This is a genomic window from Gelidibacter mesophilus DSM 14095, assembly GCF_000423005.1.
Classification (GTDB): Bacteria; Bacteroidota; Bacteroidia; order Flavobacteriales; family Flavobacteriaceae; genus Gelidibacter; species Gelidibacter mesophilus.
Genome location: NZ_AUHD01000009.1, coordinates 41,625 through 58,903, shown reverse-complemented (window position 1 = coordinate 58,903; position 17,279 = coordinate 41,625). Strand labels below are relative to the sequence as shown.

13 protein-coding genes are annotated in these 17,279 nt (G+C 36.8%); 8 read left to right on the top strand and 5 right to left on the bottom strand.

The features are described 5' to 3' along the window. Positions 1-68 precede the first annotated feature (68 nt). Together G525_RS0111740 and G525_RS0111735 are read left to right on the top strand one after the other, a co-directional pair. Positions 69-2,831, top strand: a complete 2,763-nt coding sequence (locus G525_RS0111740) for a putative LPS assembly protein LptD (protein ID WP_027126347.1) — start codon at positions 69-71, stop codon at positions 2,829-2,831. 64 nt (positions 2,832-2,895) lie between these two features. After that, positions 2,896-3,276 carry a Rid family detoxifying hydrolase gene (locus tag G525_RS0111735; protein ID WP_027126346.1) on the top strand — a complete coding sequence of 127 codons (381 nt, stop codon included), beginning with the start codon at positions 2,896-2,898 and terminating at the stop codon, positions 3,274-3,276. A gap of 154 nt (positions 3,277-3,430) precedes the next feature. Here G525_RS0111735 and G525_RS0111730 read toward each other — a convergent pair whose 3' ends face one another. From G525_RS0111730 to G525_RS20820, 5 genes are all read right to left on the bottom strand, one after another. Further along, complete coding sequence (locus G525_RS0111730; RefSeq protein ID WP_245577785.1) at positions 3,431-3,766, bottom strand: avidin-fold protein; 336 nt, start codon at positions 3,764-3,766, stop codon at positions 3,431-3,433. 101 nt (positions 3,767-3,867) lie between these two features. Continuing rightward, the gene (locus G525_RS0111725) at positions 3,868-4,728 is read right to left on the bottom strand and encodes an N-acetylglucosamine kinase (protein ID WP_027126344.1); all 861 of its coding nucleotides are present in this window, start codon (positions 4,726-4,728) and stop codon (positions 3,868-3,870) included. Positions 4,729-4,809: 81 nt separating this feature from the next. Then, a complete protein-coding gene (gap, locus tag G525_RS0111720) occupies positions 4,810-5,811 on the bottom strand; it encodes a type I glyceraldehyde-3-phosphate dehydrogenase (RefSeq protein ID WP_027126343.1) in 1,002 nt (333 codons plus the stop codon). Between the two features lie 109 nt (positions 5,812-5,920). After that, the gene (gene pfkA / locus G525_RS0111715; RefSeq protein ID WP_027126342.1) at positions 5,921-6,907 is read right to left on the bottom strand and encodes a 6-phosphofructokinase; all 987 of its coding nucleotides are present in this window, start codon (positions 6,905-6,907) and stop codon (positions 5,921-5,923) included. 134 nt (positions 6,908-7,041) lie between these two features. Continuing rightward, complete coding sequence (locus tag G525_RS20820) at positions 7,042-11,463, bottom strand: translocation/assembly module TamB domain-containing protein (RefSeq protein WP_245577784.1); 4,422 nt, start codon at positions 11,461-11,463, stop codon at positions 7,042-7,044. A 94-nt stretch (positions 11,464-11,557) separates the two neighbouring features. Between G525_RS20820 and tsaD the strand changes: the two genes are divergently transcribed. The 6 genes from tsaD (at position 11,558) to G525_RS0111675 (ending at position 17,080) form a co-directional block, all read left to right on the top strand. Next, a complete protein-coding gene (tsaD, locus tag G525_RS0111700; protein WP_027126341.1) occupies positions 11,558-12,580 on the top strand; it encodes a tRNA (adenosine(37)-N6)-threonylcarbamoyltransferase complex transferase subunit TsaD in 1,023 nt (340 codons plus the stop codon). 21 nt (positions 12,581-12,601) lie between these two features. Further along, positions 12,602-13,309 carry a 16S rRNA (uracil(1498)-N(3))-methyltransferase gene (locus G525_RS0111695; protein ID WP_027126340.1) on the top strand — a complete coding sequence of 236 codons (708 nt, stop codon included), beginning with the start codon at positions 12,602-12,604 and terminating at the stop codon, positions 13,307-13,309. Positions 13,310-13,485: 176 nt separating this feature from the next. Beyond that, on the top strand, positions 13,486-14,100 hold the full coding sequence (locus tag G525_RS0111690) for a DUF4159 domain-containing protein (RefSeq protein ID WP_051209917.1): 615 nt from the start codon (positions 13,486-13,488) through the stop codon (positions 14,098-14,100). Between the two features lie 75 nt (positions 14,101-14,175). Next, complete coding sequence (locus G525_RS0111685; protein WP_027126338.1) at positions 14,176-14,688, top strand: TrmH family RNA methyltransferase; 513 nt, start codon at positions 14,176-14,178, stop codon at positions 14,686-14,688. A gap of 87 nt (positions 14,689-14,775) precedes the next feature. Further along, a complete protein-coding gene (locus tag G525_RS0111680) occupies positions 14,776-15,864 on the top strand; it encodes an AI-2E family transporter (protein WP_027126337.1) in 1,089 nt (362 codons plus the stop codon). Between the two features lie 34 nt (positions 15,865-15,898). Then, the gene (locus G525_RS0111675; RefSeq protein ID WP_027126336.1) at positions 15,899-17,080 is read left to right on the top strand and encodes a THUMP-like domain-containing protein; all 1,182 of its coding nucleotides are present in this window, start codon (positions 15,899-15,901) and stop codon (positions 17,078-17,080) included. Positions 17,081-17,279: the final 199 nt, after the last annotated feature.

Here is a 17,279-nt window from a genome sequence, read left to right as displayed (position 1 = left end):
AACTCGGTTTATTTTAAATTTTAAATTTTGAATGAATAATAATTAATCCAAAAATAATATATGTAATTTTGGCTTTTCAAAAACCGAGCCATACTTTTACAAAAATACACTTAAAAGCGTTGCGTACAAAAAGCTTTCACATACTTTTTTCCTTGAGTTTTACAGTGTTTATTAACACTTTGGGGTTCGGCCAGGACCTCCCTAAAACGCAAACGCCGATATTGCCAAAAACGCAGAATGATAGCATGAGGGTTTCCATCAATGTTGATTCTTTGTTGGCCCCTACAGCAAACATAAAACAAACGGATAGCATCGTTCAGGACACCGTGCCTCAAAAGAAAGAATTTTTGACGGCAAAGGTCAATTATAAGGCCAAAGATTATGTGACGCTTAACCAACGTTTAAAACAAACGACCTTATACAATGAAGCGGAAGTCTATTATCAAGATATGGAAATTAAGGCGGGTATTATTCTTATCGACCATAATAAGAACTTGGTGTATGCGGGACGAATAAAAGATTCTGCCGGCGTTTATACACAGGCACCAACATTTAAGCAAGGCGCAAATCTTGTAGAGCCAGATTCCATCATCTTCAATACAGAAACCAAAAAAGCACTCATCTTCAATTCCCGGACGGAACAAAGTGGCGGCTACATTATTGCTGATGTGACCAAAAAGGAAAATGATTCAGTGTATTTCATCAATCGTGGAAAATTTACCACTTCAGAGGATAAAGATGATCCAGAGTTTTACTTTTTAATGCGAAAGGCTAAGATTGTTCCAAACAAAAAGGTAGTTACAGGCCTTACCAACATGTATATTTATAATGTACCCACACCAATTGGGATGCCATTCGCCTATTTTCCATTAACAAAAAAGCAAACCTCAGGAATCCTCTTCCCTACTTTTGGACAGGACAACCAGCGGGGATATAATCTACAAAATGCGGGGTACTATTTTGCCATAAGTGATTATTTTGATTTGGCTTTGTATGCCGATTATTATACCAACGGAAGCTACGGGTTTAGATCGGAATCCAACTATGCAGCGCGCTATAAATTCAGGGGAAATCTTGGTATTAGGTATGAAAGTTTGATCAATAGTGAACGTGGGTTCCCAGATTATTCAAAATCGTCTATTTATAACATTAGATGGTCACATTCTCAGGATGCGAAAGCAAATCCAAGTTCTCGATTTTCAGCCGCGGTCAACTTAGGTAGTAGTAAATATTATCAGGAATCTGTGAATCAGATGAATGCCTCCAACTTTTTGAACAACACCTTATCTTCTTCTGTATCCTATTCAAAGTCCTTTACTGGAGAGCCTCAGGTCAACATGAGCGTCACTGCTACCCACTCACAAAATACAAGAACCCAACAAATTGACATGACCTTACCAACCTTTACGGGAAGTGTGAGCAGAATTTACCCTTTTGAACCGAAAATTGGAACTAAGAAGGGAATTATTGATAACATCAACTTTCAATATAATGTCAATGCCCAAAACAGGATAAGAACCACAGATTCGCTCTTCTTTAAAAAAGAAATGTTTGATGACGCCCGTGTTGGCGTTCAACATAGCATTCCTGTTTCGACAAACTTTAAGGTTTTTAAGCATTTTAGCGTTAGTGCAAATACTAATTTTCAAGAAAACTGGACGCTCAATACAATCCGAAAATATTATGATGAAGATGAAAACGCGATCTTAAAGGAAGATTTAAAGGGATTTGATAGTTATAGAACCTACAATTTCAGCACAAGTGTAGGTACCACTATTTATGGAATGTTTAATTTTGAAAAGAAAGGCAAGGACACCAAAATTAAGGCCATTAGGCATATTATGAGACCTTCTATTAGTTATAATATCAATCCTTCATTTGATGAGTATTATGATTCTTTTGATTATATCACGGCGAATGGGGATCTTACACGAGCTGAGTACAGTAGATTTGAAGAATCCATGTATGGCGCACCAAATAAGAATTTCTCAAGTTCTTTGGGAATGAGTTTAGGAAATAATTTTGAAGCTAAAGTCAGGGATAGAGATTCCACTAAAGCGGAACCTAAAAAAATCATTTTACTGAACAACCTTAATTTTTCAACCTCCTATAATTTTGCTGGCGATTCCTTGCAATGGAGTCCTGTTAGAGTTTCTGGAGGCACACAGTTGTTTGATAATAAAATGAGTGTCAATTTTGGGATGGTTTTAGACCCTTATGCACTTGATAACAATAATCGGCGTGTAGACCAGTTTAATATCAGCAATGGCGGAAGTTTATTCAGGCTAACCTCAGCAAGTATGAACTTGAGCTACAGCCTTAGTAGCGAGACTTTTTCGGGTCGTAAAGAGCCCGACCAACGTGCCATAGACGAGTCTATCAGCAGCGGTGGACGTGCTGATGATTTATTTGGAAAACCCCAGAACTTTGCAGATCAACGTTTAGATGATGAAGATCGCGACCGCAGTAATGAGAAGAAATCTGAATTTTATAACTTCACCATTCCTTGGAGCTTGCGCTTGGCATATGCGGTAAACTACTCCAATAATGCAAGACAAAGCGAGATTTCGTCGAATTCCTTGATGTTTTCTGGAGATATCGACTTAACACCACGATGGACGGTTGGTGTCTCTTCAGGATATGATTTCAAAAATCAAGGGTTTACCTATACGCAACTGAGGTTTGAGCGTGATTTGAAGAGTTGGCGAATGAATTTTAGTTGGATACCGTTTAGCGATCGTACCTCGTGGAACTTTTTCATAGGGATCAAATCGAGTTTATTGAAGGATATCAAATACGACAAACAACGTTCACCTGATAAGAGACTCTAGGAAAATTCAGAAAATAAAAAACCAATATCCTTTTCAGGAACATAATATAAAAATTCTATTTACTATGAAAACAATCATCAACACCCCCAACGCCCCAGCTCCAATAGGCCCTTACAACCAAGCTGTTTTAACAGGAAACACCTTGTACACTTCAGGACAGATTGCTTTTGATCCAAAAACCAATGAACTCGTTCTTGATTCTATTAGTGTAGAAACCAAGCAAGTTATGGAAAACTTAAAAGCGGTATTGGCGGCGGCTGATATGACTTTTGAAAATGTTATAAAGTCGTCTATCTTTATCAGTGATATGAATAATTTTGGACAAATCAATGAGGTTTATGGAAGTTACTTTGAAGACGCTACTGCACCGGCAAGAGAAACGGTTGAAGTGGCTAACTTGCCGAAATTTGTCAATGTAGAAATCAGTATGATTGCGGTGAAGTAGTTTGAAAACTTAAGTCTTCAATTTCAAAAAAAAAAAAAAGCCAAATTCCAAGACGGTTAAAATGATGCTTGCATTGGGCAATTCAACCTTAAGAGATTAAAAACAAAAACACGCTAAGTCCCCTATTTTTAATCTGATTGGGGATTTTTCGTATCTAGATTTCTTCCAAAACAGATGTGCCACTTGATAGATCTCCTGAAATCCATTTCCATTTTTCATAGAGTTTTATCTTTCCATCTTTTGTCAGCTCAGGTTTTGACGTACAGATTCCAGTCATCAATTCCCCTTTTTTATTGACCAGATGGTATCGCATTTCGATGTTGCCTTCTTGGTCTACCAAGCCTATCAAATGTCCTTTTACAATTTGGCCGCCTTGGTAGTCAGAGGTCAAAATGTTACCGTGATGTTGGTACTCAAAAATTGTTTCTTCTGATGTTTCTCCATTTGCAGAGTTCTGAACGGGTCTAAATCTTTTATTATTATAATTCATAATTAATTAAATTAGAATACTGGCTCCATTCAACGCTATAAAAAAAGCAGTGGAGGTATCAAAACTTACACTGCTCTTCATCTATATAATTTTAAGTTGACTTACAACTTTCTGGTATGATAGGCTACCAAACCTTCAATGGGACGGCGCACAAAATTTCCTGCTTTAAAACCCATTTCTTCTGCAATTTCGAGAATTTGATCTTTAGCAAAGAAGGCTATGGATCCAGCAAAATGCACCGGAACCGTTTTCACTTCTTCTTTAAACTGAAAAATCATATTCTTGGCAAAGAGGCGGATACCTTCTCTAATCATATTTTGGATATAGGCTGAATCAATATTCAAAAACATAAACTCTGCAAAATTTGCTAAATAAGCATTAGGACTAGGTTGCTTATAAAGGTTGTATTTGATATAATCAGCATCCATATTATATTTGTCCGCAAAAGATACTTTTATAGCTTCCGGCATGTGATTGAAGTAGTAATCACGCACCAATTGCTTGCCGTAATAATTCCCTGAGGCATCATCCATTAAGGTATAGCCCAAGGACTGAATGCGCTGGTCAATATGCGCACCGTCGTAATAACTACAATTGGACCCTGTACCCAATATACAAACAATTGCAGCTTCCTCATCATGACTTAATGTTGCTCTTACAGCAGCCATAGTATCCTCTGTAACCTCAATCTCCGCATTTACAAAAATGTCTTCCAAAACGCGTTTTAAAAGCAATCTCGGATTTTCAGTACCACAACCTGCCCCATAAAAAAAGACATGGGTAACGTCGCGCTTATGCTTCATCAACTCCTCACTCTTTCTAATAATTTTATAGAGCTTTTTTTCTTTGAGAATTTCAGGATTCAAACCTCCGGTCCTAATTTTCTCCTGAAGTTGCTTACCGCTACTGTCTACTGAAATCCAATCGGCTTTTGTAGAACCGCTGTCAACTATTAATATCATAAATTTATGGAATAAAAAAAATCCGTATAAATTTCAATCTACATAAAAATAGTGAAACTCATACGGATTTTATATGGTTATTTATAAAGAATGAACGTGTTGTGCCAATTCCACCAATTTTGTAGAATATGCAAATTCGTTATCATACCATCCCACCAATTTGAAGAATCTTGAGTTTAATTCAATCGAAGCATCAGCATCAAATACACAGGTATTCGTTTCTCCAACAAAGTCTTGAGAAACCACAAGTTCATCAGTATATCCAACCACACCTTTCATCGCCCCTTCAGAAGCATCTTTAAACGCTTTTTTGATGGCATCCAGTGAAGTTTCCTTTACCGTTCTTACCGTTAAATCTACCACTGACACATCTGCGGTTGGTACGCGGAACGCCATCCCAGTTAATTTGCCATCTAACTTAGGAATTACTTTTCCTACAGCTTTCGCTGCTCCTGTTGAAGCAGGAATAATGTTCATTAATGCGCTTCTACCGCCCCTAAAATCTTTTTTAGAAGGTCCGTCAACTGTTAATTGTGTAGCAGTTGTGGCATGTACTGTAGTCATCAAGGCTTCTTCAATACCAAAATTATCATCAACAATTTTAGCCATTGGCGCCAAGCAATTTGTGGTACAAGACGCATTGGATACAATGACATCTGAAGCTTTCACATCTTTATGGTTAACCCCCATAACAAACATTGGCGCATCTTTACTTGGCGCAGAAATAACTACTTTCTTAGCGCCTGCCTCAATATGGTAATGCGCTGATTCCATCGTTGTAAAAATACCGGTACAATCTGCTACCACATCTGCACCCACTTCATCCCATTTAAGATTGCGTGGATCTCTTTCAGCAGTAACACGAATAGTTTTCCCATTCACTACTAAATGTCCGTCCTTCACCTCAACAGTACCATCAAATCTTCCGTGTACCGAGTCATATTTTAATAAATACGCTAAATGTTCTACTTCTAATAGATCATTCACTCCTACAATCTCTACATTTGGTTTATTTAAAGTTGCTCTAAATACAATTCTCCCAATTCTTCCAAAACCGTTTATTCCTAATTTCAAATTTGACATTTTATTCTCTTTTATATTAATATTATTATTCTAAATACCGAATGTTGCTAAAGATTTTTAATCAACATCCGGCCTGCACCACGATGGTGCGTTTGAGCAATTCCAAATTTTATGTAGTCATAATTTCTGAAACGCGCAATAACTCTCTATCTATCTCAGACTTTCCTTTGACCGCCTGTTCTAAAGGAGTCAATTCCATTTGTTCATTGAGAAGGCCAACCATATAATTTGTTTTTCCTTCCAATAAGGTTTCTACAGCTTTCACCCCCATTCTGCTGGCCAAAACCCTATCAAAACATGATGGAGAACCACCTCGTTGCATATGGCCCAAAACAGAAACCCTAACGTCATACTCGTCCATATTGGCTTCAACGTAATCCTTTAATTCAAAAACGTTCTTTCCAATTTTATCGCCTTCCGCAACCACAACTATACTTGAGGATTTACCAGAGCGCTTACTTCTATGCAAGGATTCCAACAATCGGTGAAGCCCCAGGTTCTCTTCAGGAATTAGAATTTCTTCCGCCCCTGCACCAACACCTGCATTTAGTGCGATATGTCCGGCATCACGCCCCATGACCTCAATAAAAAAGAGTCGGTTATGAGAACTTGCAGTATCACGAATCTTATCGATACATTCCACTACCGTATTCAAAGCCGAGTCAAAACCAATAGTATGTGTGGTTCCAAAGATGTCATTATCTATCGTACTCGGAATTCCAATGACTGGGAAGTCGAATTCCTTATTAAAAACCAATCCTCCATTGAAGGTTCCATCTCCACCAATCACAATAAGCCCATCGATACCAGCTTTAACAAGTTGCTCATGCGCTATTTTGCGACCTTCAGGGGTCCTAAATCCTTTTGAGCGGGCAGATTTAAGTACTGTACCGCCTTTGTTGATGATACCTTTAACACTACGTGCATCCATGGTCTTGAAATCCCCTTCCATTATGCCCTCATAACCACGATAAATTCCTACACATTCTATATTATGAAAGGCACAGGTTCTGACTACGGAACGAATGGCTGCATTCATTCCTGGAGAATCGCCTCCAGAAGTCATCACCCCAATTTTTTTTATAATTTTTGACATTTAATTAGTTTAGAAAAGTAAAACTACTAAACTAAATCTTAAATTATGATAGGATTAATTATATTTTAAGAGACGAAACAAAATTCAATCGATTTCGTTAATAACTATATGAAAACTATTTATTAACATGGAGATTAATTCACTTTTTCATCATCTTCTTCTCTCAATTTGATATAAGCTGGAAGCGGGTTTTCTTTGGTTTGAGTATTATTTTTCTTCTCTACAGGTAACTCTTTTTTCTTATTCTTTCCTGTGAAAATAATCCAAAGTAATTCTTTAAAAGTATCAAATTCTACATTATAGGACAATCCAATCCCTTGAGTGTAACCAATCTCTTCCCCAAAATTCCGAATGTTATTCTCTCTATTGAAAAACTTGGCCGATAAAGTGCCATCGTCATTTAAAAGCAGTTCTATCTCTGCATCACCAGCAATAATTGTTTCGTTAACACCACCTATTGGCACACCAACTTTACCATTAAACAATACACGATCACTGATTTTAGTACTGAGGGTCAACCCTAATCGATCATCTGTTTTATAATCTGGTGTTTGTTCTCCGGCTTGAAAATTCAAACCGAGCTTGAGTTTATCATCATCACTGGATAATAAGTCATTAAACAAGTTGTTTACACGATCGGCAATGGTGCCGTAGGCCTGTTGACCCAAACTAATTTCACTTGCAAAGGAGCCTGTAGCCAATAAAAACAAGGCTTGGTTTTCTTTACTTTCCTTAGTTTCCAATCGGTATTCAAGCTCTGATTTTACGGTAGAACTCGCATTTGGAAATGTCAAGTCAAAATCTGGAGTGGGCTGCTCCAATTGCCCCGAAAGATTAATTTCAACATTAACCGGAATACTTCTATTAATTGGATTGTCCAACAAAATTGATGGATTGGCCTCCGTTTTATAGATGGCTTTTAAATTGATTTGTGCCTTTAACGCATCCCCTTCCCAAATAATACTGCCCCCAGGTTCCACGGTAAGATCTTTTTGAATCAGACCACCATAAGAGAAGTTATAGATTCCTTTAAACACAGAAAAATCGCCCCACATTTTAAACTTGCCGTTGGTGTTGATTTCAAACAACAGGTTACCTTCTCCACTTCCTCTAATCGTGCTTCCTGAGCTTCTATCGATAACAATTTCAATATCGGCATTCTGATTCACATCCAAATCAAACTTAAGTTCCAATCCTTTCACTTTGGTTTCTGTTATAACCTCTCCTTTTAAACGTGCCGCCTTTTCTTCTGGACTCAGAAAATGGATATAGGAATTATCTCCAAAACTTTCCACATCATTCAACGGAATTTTGAAAACGGTACCTTGTGCCGTACTTCCTTCAACATCAATTATTAACTGATCTGTTGGTCCGTAAATACTGGCCTTACCACTCATAAATGCAGTTCCATAATAGAGGGCATCTTCCGCATCATCAGTGTTTAGCACCAATAATCTATCTGTATCAATAACCAATCCGAGCTTCCAATCCGAGAAGTTTTGATGCGACATAAAACCGTTTAAGGTTGCTTTTGAAAAATACTCTGAATCGGTCATTACAACCTCATTAAAAACGAAGCGTTGATCTTTTAAGGTAACTTCTGAGTCAAAATCGAACGCATAATCCACATTCAAATAAGGGATTGACATTCCAGCGTTATCCAAAACCAAATTCCCGTCAATTTGTGGCTTTTTCAAATCTCCAGTAACTTTGACTTCACCTGATGCTAGACCGCGGATACGGTTGATAACATCTGCTCCAAAAACGTTGAGCGGTTCCAAATCAAACTCCGCAAATATGATATCCAAATCAATATTGGAATTGGTGGCGCTTACATCAATATTACCCGTAGCATCCAACGATTTTAAATTGTCATTTCTTAAAAACAAATCGACTGTATAGTTGGTGAGCGATTGATTACCTTCAATTTCTGCACTTAAATCTCCCAACATGTATTCGTTAAACATGAAATTTTCAATACTAATATTTGAATTGGGCACATATACGCCATTCTGTTGCAGCACATCTAGGTGACCATTTAGGATGCCACCAAAACTAAGACTATCAAGCGTAGGGGTTACTTTGTTAAGATCCACCTCGCTAAAACTAAGTTTCAAATCTTTATAGGTAGAATCTCTTAGTACGCCTGACAATTGAATTTCTTCATCGTCGTGACTAAAGAGAACATCAGAAATATCAAATTCTCTAAAGTCTCTATCAAAAGCAACCTTATTGAGCTGGTTTTTCTCTTCATTTATAAACCAGTTATTCTCCTTGATGGTGATATCTGATTTTTTAAATCCTATTACAGATTTATTTTCGGCATCAATGGTGTAGAATAAGCTTAGATTGTAATGGTCATTGTTTTTTTTACCGCCACTAAACTCCGACTTAATAAACAGTGTATCCCTTACTGTAACGTTAATAAGGTTAAACTTTGAAACGTTATAAAATTTAGTGTTGATGGAATCAATTTCTATAAACGTATTAAAAAGAGGATTGCCATTATCTATATTCACCTGAATATCATTGGCAAAATAGTCGAGCAACTTTATTTTTGGAGATTTAAAGGTCAAGTTAAAGCCGCGCTGATCACTTTCAATCCGTCCCTTTACAAAAGTATTTTTCCCAAGCTCCAAGTCATGATAGAAGACTTCTACAATTTTATTATAAATCGTAAAATTAAAATCGAGATATTGTTCGGTCTCGACCTTATGTGGAATGTAATTGGTATAAATGCTGCCTATAGAGTTTTCCACCAGCCTCCCGATATCCCTAATTTTAAAAATACCACGCACCTCGCCTTCAATAATATCTGGCGAATTGATTTCTATAATGCGCTCAGCGTCATGAAATTTTGAGGTGATCTCAAAATCATCAAAATAATAATCGTCGTTTTCATTGATATAAGTGGTATTCTGAAAAGTAAGATTTCCAAAGGCATCGTCAATAGAAGAGCCATCCATATCCATAATAACAATTCCTTTAAAAATGGAAATGCTATCTTTCTTTACAAAGTTTAAGGCCCTAAGGTTAGCGTACTCCACATCCGCAGTAAAATCAAACGCACTCACTTCTTTTGACAAATCCGCCAATCCGTTGAATTTGAATTTTAGGTTTTCGTCATTAGACACCAAAACACCATTAAAAATCTTATTCCCCAATTGTCCGGAAATATCGATGTTCTCATAGCTGTAATTGTTATAATTAAGACTCAATACATGCCCTTGAATATTTGTTTTTAAATTCTCAAGTGTAAAACCCTTTCCATCTACTTCCATATCAAAGGTGGTCTCCCCAACCTTAGGATCGTTCAAGACTACTCCAATATCAAAATTTTCAATAATAATATTTCCTTTATAACTCGCGTTGTCAATATCGTTAAAGCGTAAAAGGTTCAAATTTGATTCGATATGTCCCAGAGCCGTATTGATCTTTAAATCGGCAACAATATCGGTGGATGTGATTTTAGATTTCCCATATAAAGTAAACCCACCCAGTTTAGAAAATATACTCGGGATGGAGGCGCCCAAAACATTAGGCATAAGCGATTTTAAATCATAATAATTGGACGACAGATTGCTGAAATCGGCATCCATTTCAAAAGTATTACTCTCAATATTGAATAAATTCTTAAAATTAATATCGCCATAAACCTTCGTTTGACTGCTTGTGTTCAGCCTGAGGTTCATCATATTCAAATTGTTTAAGGTACCGCTCAAATTCACGCTAAATTTAGCATGGTCCTCCACTCCAAACTCATTGTAAAAAGTGTTTAGCTCATTGAGCATCACATCAGAATTCTTAAAACTCGCCACAACATCTACCTTATTTGTAAAATCCTGTAAATCTTCTCGTTTATATTTAAAGGTTAAATCGCCGTACAGCGCGGAGTTTGTCGTTTGAATAGCGAGATCGGCAAAAGTCATGTGATCTAGCGTATACTCAAAGTTGGTGATCATGTTTTTAACCGTCAGTCCCCTACTATCCCTAAAGGTAAGGGTATTGATCCGGGCGCTCACATCACTTCCATTAATTAATAAGTTCGTAGCGTTTAAGTTGAGCTTATTGAATTCCAGAATTTTAGCATTTTCCAAATTGTCATTGATCATTCTAAAAGTGCTTCCATAAATGGACACGTCACTTGAAGACAATAGAAATATTACTTTATCAGGCCTAGGATTATTTTCACCAAAACGCGCAACAAAAACATCTAAATTGGTCTCATCCTCACCTTTATAAGTCCGGACGTTAAAGGTTAAACCATTGATGTCAATATCTCCAAAATTCAATTTGCTTTTGTAAAGATTTCGATAATTTAAAATAGACGTATTTAATTCTTCTATTCCAATTAATGTATCTTGTTTATAATCTTCAATATAGATTCCTTTAAGTTCTACATCGCCATTAAATTGAAGTCCGACTTTATTAATATAAATATGCGTTCCAAATTCGTCATTGATGCGTTTGGTTACCTTTTTACCTAAAAATGTTTGAATGGGTGGAATAGAGAGAATAAGCACCAAAATGATGAACAGCAATATAAAAATTGCCACAATTTTGGATGCTATTTTTAAAAGTTTTTTGATACGTTTTAAAAGTTATAACTTTGAAGCCAAAATTAGCAATTATTGTGCCTAATTCTTATTAATGACTACACAAAATATTTATATTCTCGCAATTGAATCGTCATGTGATGATACTGCCGCTTCCGTAATGCTCAATGGCAAAATTTTGAGCAATGTGGTGGCCGGTCAAAGTATCCATGAATCTTATGGTGGCGTTGTTCCAGAATTGGCTTCTAGGGCACATCAGCAAAATATTGTCCCGGTTGTTCAACAAGCCTTAAAACGTGCCAATGTTGATAAAAAACAACTAAGTGCCATAGCCTTTACACGTGGTCCTGGGTTGATGGGATCCTTATTGGTAGGAACGTCTTTTGCCAAATCAATGGCCTACGGCTTAAACATTCCGTTAATTGACGTGAACCACATGCAAGCCCATATTCTAGCGCATTTTATTGATGAAGACGGGTTTCAAAAACCACCTTTCCCTTTTTTAGGAATGACTATTTCTGGAGGACATACCCAAATAGTAAAAGTGAACTCTCATTTTGACATGGAAGTCATTGGAGAAACCATTGACGATGCCGTTGGTGAAGCTTTTGATAAAAGCGGTAAGATATTAGGCTTGGGATATCCTGCGGGTCCGGAAATTGATAAACGTGCAAAACTGGGAAATCCGAAGGCTTTTAAATTCACCAAGCCTAAAGTAGAAGGTTTAAATTTTAGTTTTTCGGGATTAAAAACCGCCATTCTTTATTTCATCCAGAAAGAAACACATGCCAACCCAAATTTTATTGAGGAATACCTAAATGATATTTGTGCATCCATTCAATTTACCATTATCGGAATTTTGATTGACAAATTGAAATTGGCTTCAAAACAAACAGGTATCAACCATATTGCCATTGGAGGTGGCGTATCAGCAAATACTGGCATTAGAAAAGCTTTAAAAGATGGTGAGGTGAAATTTGGGTGGACCACTTATGTTCCAAAATTTGAATTTACTACGGATAATGCTGCGATGATTGCCATTGTTGGTTATTTGAAATTTCTGGAAGGCGATTTTGCAGAACAGAGCGTAACCGCTTCCTCCCGTCTTAAAATCTAAAAACACTCAACTCTCCTTCCGATGCAGCTTTTTTATAATCCAGATATTAACGAAGAAACCACTCAAATCTCATTTTCAAAAGATGAAAGCCGGCATGTTGTGAAAGTGCTTCGGAAAAGTAGTGGCGACCAACTTCAAATCAGCAATGGAAAGGGCTGGTTATTTGTTGCGGAAATTACGATTGCAGATGCTAAAAATTGCACGGCTGTTATTATTTCGAAATCCTTTGAAGCTTCTCGAGAATATAAAGTTCATTTGGCTGTTGCTCCAACAAAAATGAACGATCGCTACGAATGGTTTTTAGAAAAAGCAACTGAAATTGGTGTCAATGTCATTACGCCCATTATCTGCGACCACAGTGAACGCAAAGTAATTAAAACGGATCGGTTTGAGAAAATTCTCCAATCTGCCATGAAACAATCCTTGCATAATTATTTACCCGAGCTGCAGCAATCTATTTCATTTACAGATTTTATTTCACAATCATTTCACGGACAAAAATTTATCGCCCATTGCGAGGACACCGAACGCATTTCTTTAAAAAATGCTTTACAAACTCAGACAGATGTGCTGGTTTTAATTGGTCCTGAAGGCGACTTTAGTCCCACTGAAATTAAATTGGCCATAACCTTAGGATTCAAACCTGTTACTTTAGGAAACACCCGTTTAAGAACGGAAACGGCAGCCATTGTAGCATGCCACAGCATTGCTTTTTCGAATGAAGCTTAGATTTATGAAAAAGGATTTTAATGAATTCTAAGCGTTTCGAACCATTTTAATTGAGCGTTAATAAAACGCATAAATAAAAACTTCTATCAAGCTATCATTGTTTTTATTTCTATTTTTGGTGCATGACATTTAGTTTGAAAATAGCAAAGCAAATCACTGCAATCTTGTTTTTAACCATGGGCTTCACAGCGCCATTGCAGGCACAGGAGATTGCCGTTCTAAAATACAAAGGAGGTGGAGATTGGTATGCCAACCCTACATCCTTACCCAATTTAATCACCTTTTGCAATAGGAATATCAATACGAGAATTGATCCCAAACCACAAACCGTAGAACCGGACAGTCCTGACATTTATCAATACGCATTTATCCACATGACCGGACACGGGAATGTGTTTTTTAATGAGAATGATATTGACAACTTAAGAAACTATCTTTTATCTGGAGGATTTTTACATATTGATGACAATTACGGCATGGAGCCTTACTTAGTGAAAGAACTCAAAAAAGTGTTTCCGAATAAGGACCTAATAGAATTGCCAAAAACGCATCCTATTTTTAGTTCCCCTTATAAATTTCCGGAGGGATTACCAAAAATTCATGAACACGATGGTAAAAGACCTCAAGCCTTTGGAATTTTTGAAAAGAACAGATTGATTTTACTTTTTACTTATGAAAGCGATTTAGGAAATGGATGGGAAGATGAAGAAGTCCATAGCGACCCTTTTGAGGTCAGAGAAAAAGCTCTAAAAATGGGCGCCAATATTATTAAATATGTTTTTGAAAACTAGAATAATCAACACTTGCAGATTTTAGATTTCAGCATGGTCCAATCTAAAATGGTAAATCGATAATCTCCAATCCTTATGCAGCTCACGCATTACACTTCAAAATTTAGCCCGCACAACTTTCCAATTACATTAGTATGCGAAAATGTATCAGATGCGTCCAATGTTGGTAGTTTGTTTAGAACTGCGGATGCTTTTGGAATTGAAAAGCTGATTTTTTCTGGCCAACCCATTCCTTTTGGACGAAAGATGGCAAAGACCTCAAGAGCTACTGAAAAGTATGTGAATTTTGAATGGTCTGAAGAGCCGTCGAGAACGTTGAAAGATCTTAAAAACTTAGGCTACCAAATCATCGCTTTAGAAATCACAGATAACAGCACGCCCCTAGTTGATATGACATTAAAGACCAGTCAACCTATAGCATTGCTCATTGGCGATGAAAATTTTGGTGTTTCAGAAGGGTGTTTAAAATTATCCGATCATCTTATTCATATTGATATGTTTGGTCAAAATAGTAGCATGAACGTTGTTCAGGCCGCTAACATCGCACTTTACGAAATAACCAAACAACTTCAAAATAAACAAATTTGACATTTATTTAAGTTTGCAGCACTAAAATCTTTTGATACCGTTAAATTTTAGTGCGACCACCTCCTAAATTTGAATTATATTTAAAAAATGAAAGCGAAAACCATTTCTAAAGGAATTTTACAGGCGTTAGCTGCAGTGTTTGGCATTATGCTACTTTTATTTTTGCTTTATAAAATACAATCCTTATTACTATATCTATTTATAGCAGGAGTGATATCTCTCATCTTCAGGCCAGTGGTTTATTTCTTTAAGCACCGGTTAAAATTTGGCAGAAACCTTTCGGCTTTTATAACGCTGTTGCTCATTGGTTCACTTTTCGCATTAATCTTATGGCTTTTCGTTCCGATAATCCTCGAACAGAGCAAAAATATATCAGAGATTGATTTTGAAATGGTTAAAACTGATTTGAATGAACTTAGTATTCAGGCGAGCGAATATCTTGGCGTGGAGAAAATCAACATCATAGAAGCTATTAAACGTACAGAATTTGTGAGGGAATTTGACTCTGAAATTGTAGTCAGTTTTGTGGATGTCTTTGTGAATAATATCGGTAAATTTTTTATAGGATTATTTTCTGTTTTATTCATTTCATTCTTTTTATTGAAAGATGAACGCATGATTTCTAATGCTGTGGCCATTTTTGCTGAGGAAGGGAAAGAACGTCGCTTTTTAAGGGTTTTGGATAAAGCGAAAGAGTTGTTGTCAAGGTATTTTATAGGACTGTTGATCCAAACAACCATCATGGCCGTTTTTTATCTGGTGTTATTGTGGAATTTAGATGTTAAAAATGCTCTTGCCATTGCCGTTATTTGTGCATTTCTTAATATCGTTCCTTATTTGGGGCCACTTCTTGGTGGTGTGGTTATGATATTGGTCGTGGTTTCCAACAATCTAGGGGTTGATTTTTCTTCCGATTTATTACCGCTTTTACTCCGAGTTCTCATAGGTGTCACCATTGCGCAGCTCATTGATAATCTTTTTTCTCAGCCCATTATCTTTGGCAAAAGTGTGCGGTCCCACCCATTGGAAGTTTTTCTTGTTATTATTATTGGAGGATTAATTTTTGGAATCCCTGGGATGATTCTAGCCGTCCCAGTATATACAACACTTAAGGTCATTTCGAAGGAATTTCTATCAGAATATAAAATCGTAAAGCACTTGACCAAGAATCTTTAACCGTTATAGTTAAGTTTGCCGTAAATTATAGGGAATGAATTTTGCCGTTTTACAATCGAGTGTTCAAGAGTATATCAATGAAAACCTTAAATCAGATCCAACGGCTCTGATTTTAAAAGGTGTTTTTTTTAATGGCGTTACTACGGCCGAAGTGGTAGAGCAGATTGAAGCGAAAAACAAATGCGAAAAAAAATTGCCAACCTGGTTCCAGCATTCCAATATTTACTATCCCAATAAACTCAATATTGAGCAGACATCTTCTGAACTGACCGCCGCATATAAATCGCAGATAATTTCGGGTAAAACCCTTATTGATCTTACCGGTGGCTTTGGTGTTGATGCCTATTATTTTGGGAATTTTTTTGAAAAGGTGACGCATTGCGAAGTCAATAATGATCTCAGCACCATAGTGAACCACAATTTTGACACCCTCAATGTCCGTAATATTGATACAATTGCAGAAGATGGCTTAGCCTATCTCCAAAATTCCTCAAAAGATTATGATTGGATTTATATAGATCCCTCCAGACGGCATGATCGCAAAGGAAAAGTGTTCTTTCTAAAGGATTGTTTGCCTAATGTTCCTGAGCATTTAGGGTTGTTATGGGCGCACACCAAAAACATCTTGATTAAAACTTCTCCCCTATTGGATCTTACTATAGGAATAAACGAGTTAGAATACGTAAAGACCATCCATATTATTGCCGTTAATAATGAAGTCAAAGAATTACTATGGGTTTTGGAGCACGGATTTTCTGGCCAAATAGAAATTAAAACCATCAATCTTAAGAATAGCGGCTCAGAGAATTTTGAATTTTTTATTGAAGATGAAGCTCAGGTTGCTACCGTTTATAGCGAACCGCTCTCCTACCTCTATGAGCCAAATGCTGCAGTGATGAAATCTGGTGCATTCAACGTGTTGACCTCGGCATTTGAAATTCAAAAACTCCACAAACATTCACATTTATACACGAGCGACGCCTTGCTTGATTTTCCCGGAAGGGCATTTCAGATTCTAAAATCTATTCCTTATAGTAAAAAGCAAATGAAAAAACTCGCTATTGAAAAGGCTAATATCACCACCCGAAATTTCCCTGATACCGTTCAAAATATTCGGAAGTTATTTAATATTAAAGATGGTGGCAATCAGTATCTTTTCTTTACGACGGATGTCAACAATGAAAAAACTGTTATAGTCTGCTCGAAAGTGAATTAAAAATATTAAGCTGAACGATTGTGTTGGAGAAACTCCAAGAACGCACCATTCAGCTTAACATATAGTCTGTTTGATTTTTTGCTAAAAAACTGGCTTAAATCATATTAAATACTGGTCCCAACAGGACGTATATAATAATGAATAATATTACTGTACCTATACAGCCACACTTCCCGCCACCTAATTTCTTTGCACCCCA

Excerpts from the sequence above, each read along its gene's own strand:
- G525_RS0111735 (WP_027126346.1), top strand. The coding sequence starts at position 2,896 with ATGAAAACAATCATCAACACCCCCAACGCCCCAGCTCCAATAGGCCCT.
- G525_RS0111730 (WP_245577785.1), bottom strand. The coding sequence starts at position 3,766 with ATGAATTATAATAATAAAAGATTTAGACCCGTTCAGAACTCTGCAAAT.
- G525_RS0111725 (WP_027126344.1), bottom strand. The coding sequence starts at position 4,728 with ATGATATTAATAGTTGACAGCGGTTCTACAAAAGCCGATTGGATTTCA.
- gap (WP_027126343.1), bottom strand. The coding sequence starts at position 5,811 with ATGTCAAATTTGAAATTAGGAATAAACGGTTTTGGAAGAATTGGGAGA.
- pfkA (WP_027126342.1), bottom strand. The coding sequence starts at position 6,907 with ATGTCAAAAATTATAAAAAAAATTGGGGTGATGACTTCTGGAGGCGAT.
- tsaD (WP_027126341.1), top strand. The coding sequence starts at position 11,558 with ATGACTACACAAAATATTTATATTCTCGCAATTGAATCGTCATGTGAT.
- G525_RS0111695 (WP_027126340.1), top strand. The coding sequence starts at position 12,602 with ATGCAGCTTTTTTATAATCCAGATATTAACGAAGAAACCACTCAAATC.
- G525_RS0111690 (WP_051209917.1), top strand. The coding sequence starts at position 13,486 with ATGGGCTTCACAGCGCCATTGCAGGCACAGGAGATTGCCGTTCTAAAA.
- G525_RS0111685 (WP_027126338.1), top strand. The coding sequence starts at position 14,176 with ATGCAGCTCACGCATTACACTTCAAAATTTAGCCCGCACAACTTTCCA.
- G525_RS0111680 (WP_027126337.1), top strand. The coding sequence starts at position 14,776 with ATGAAAGCGAAAACCATTTCTAAAGGAATTTTACAGGCGTTAGCTGCA.
- G525_RS0111675 (WP_027126336.1), top strand. The coding sequence starts at position 15,899 with ATGAATTTTGCCGTTTTACAATCGAGTGTTCAAGAGTATATCAATGAA.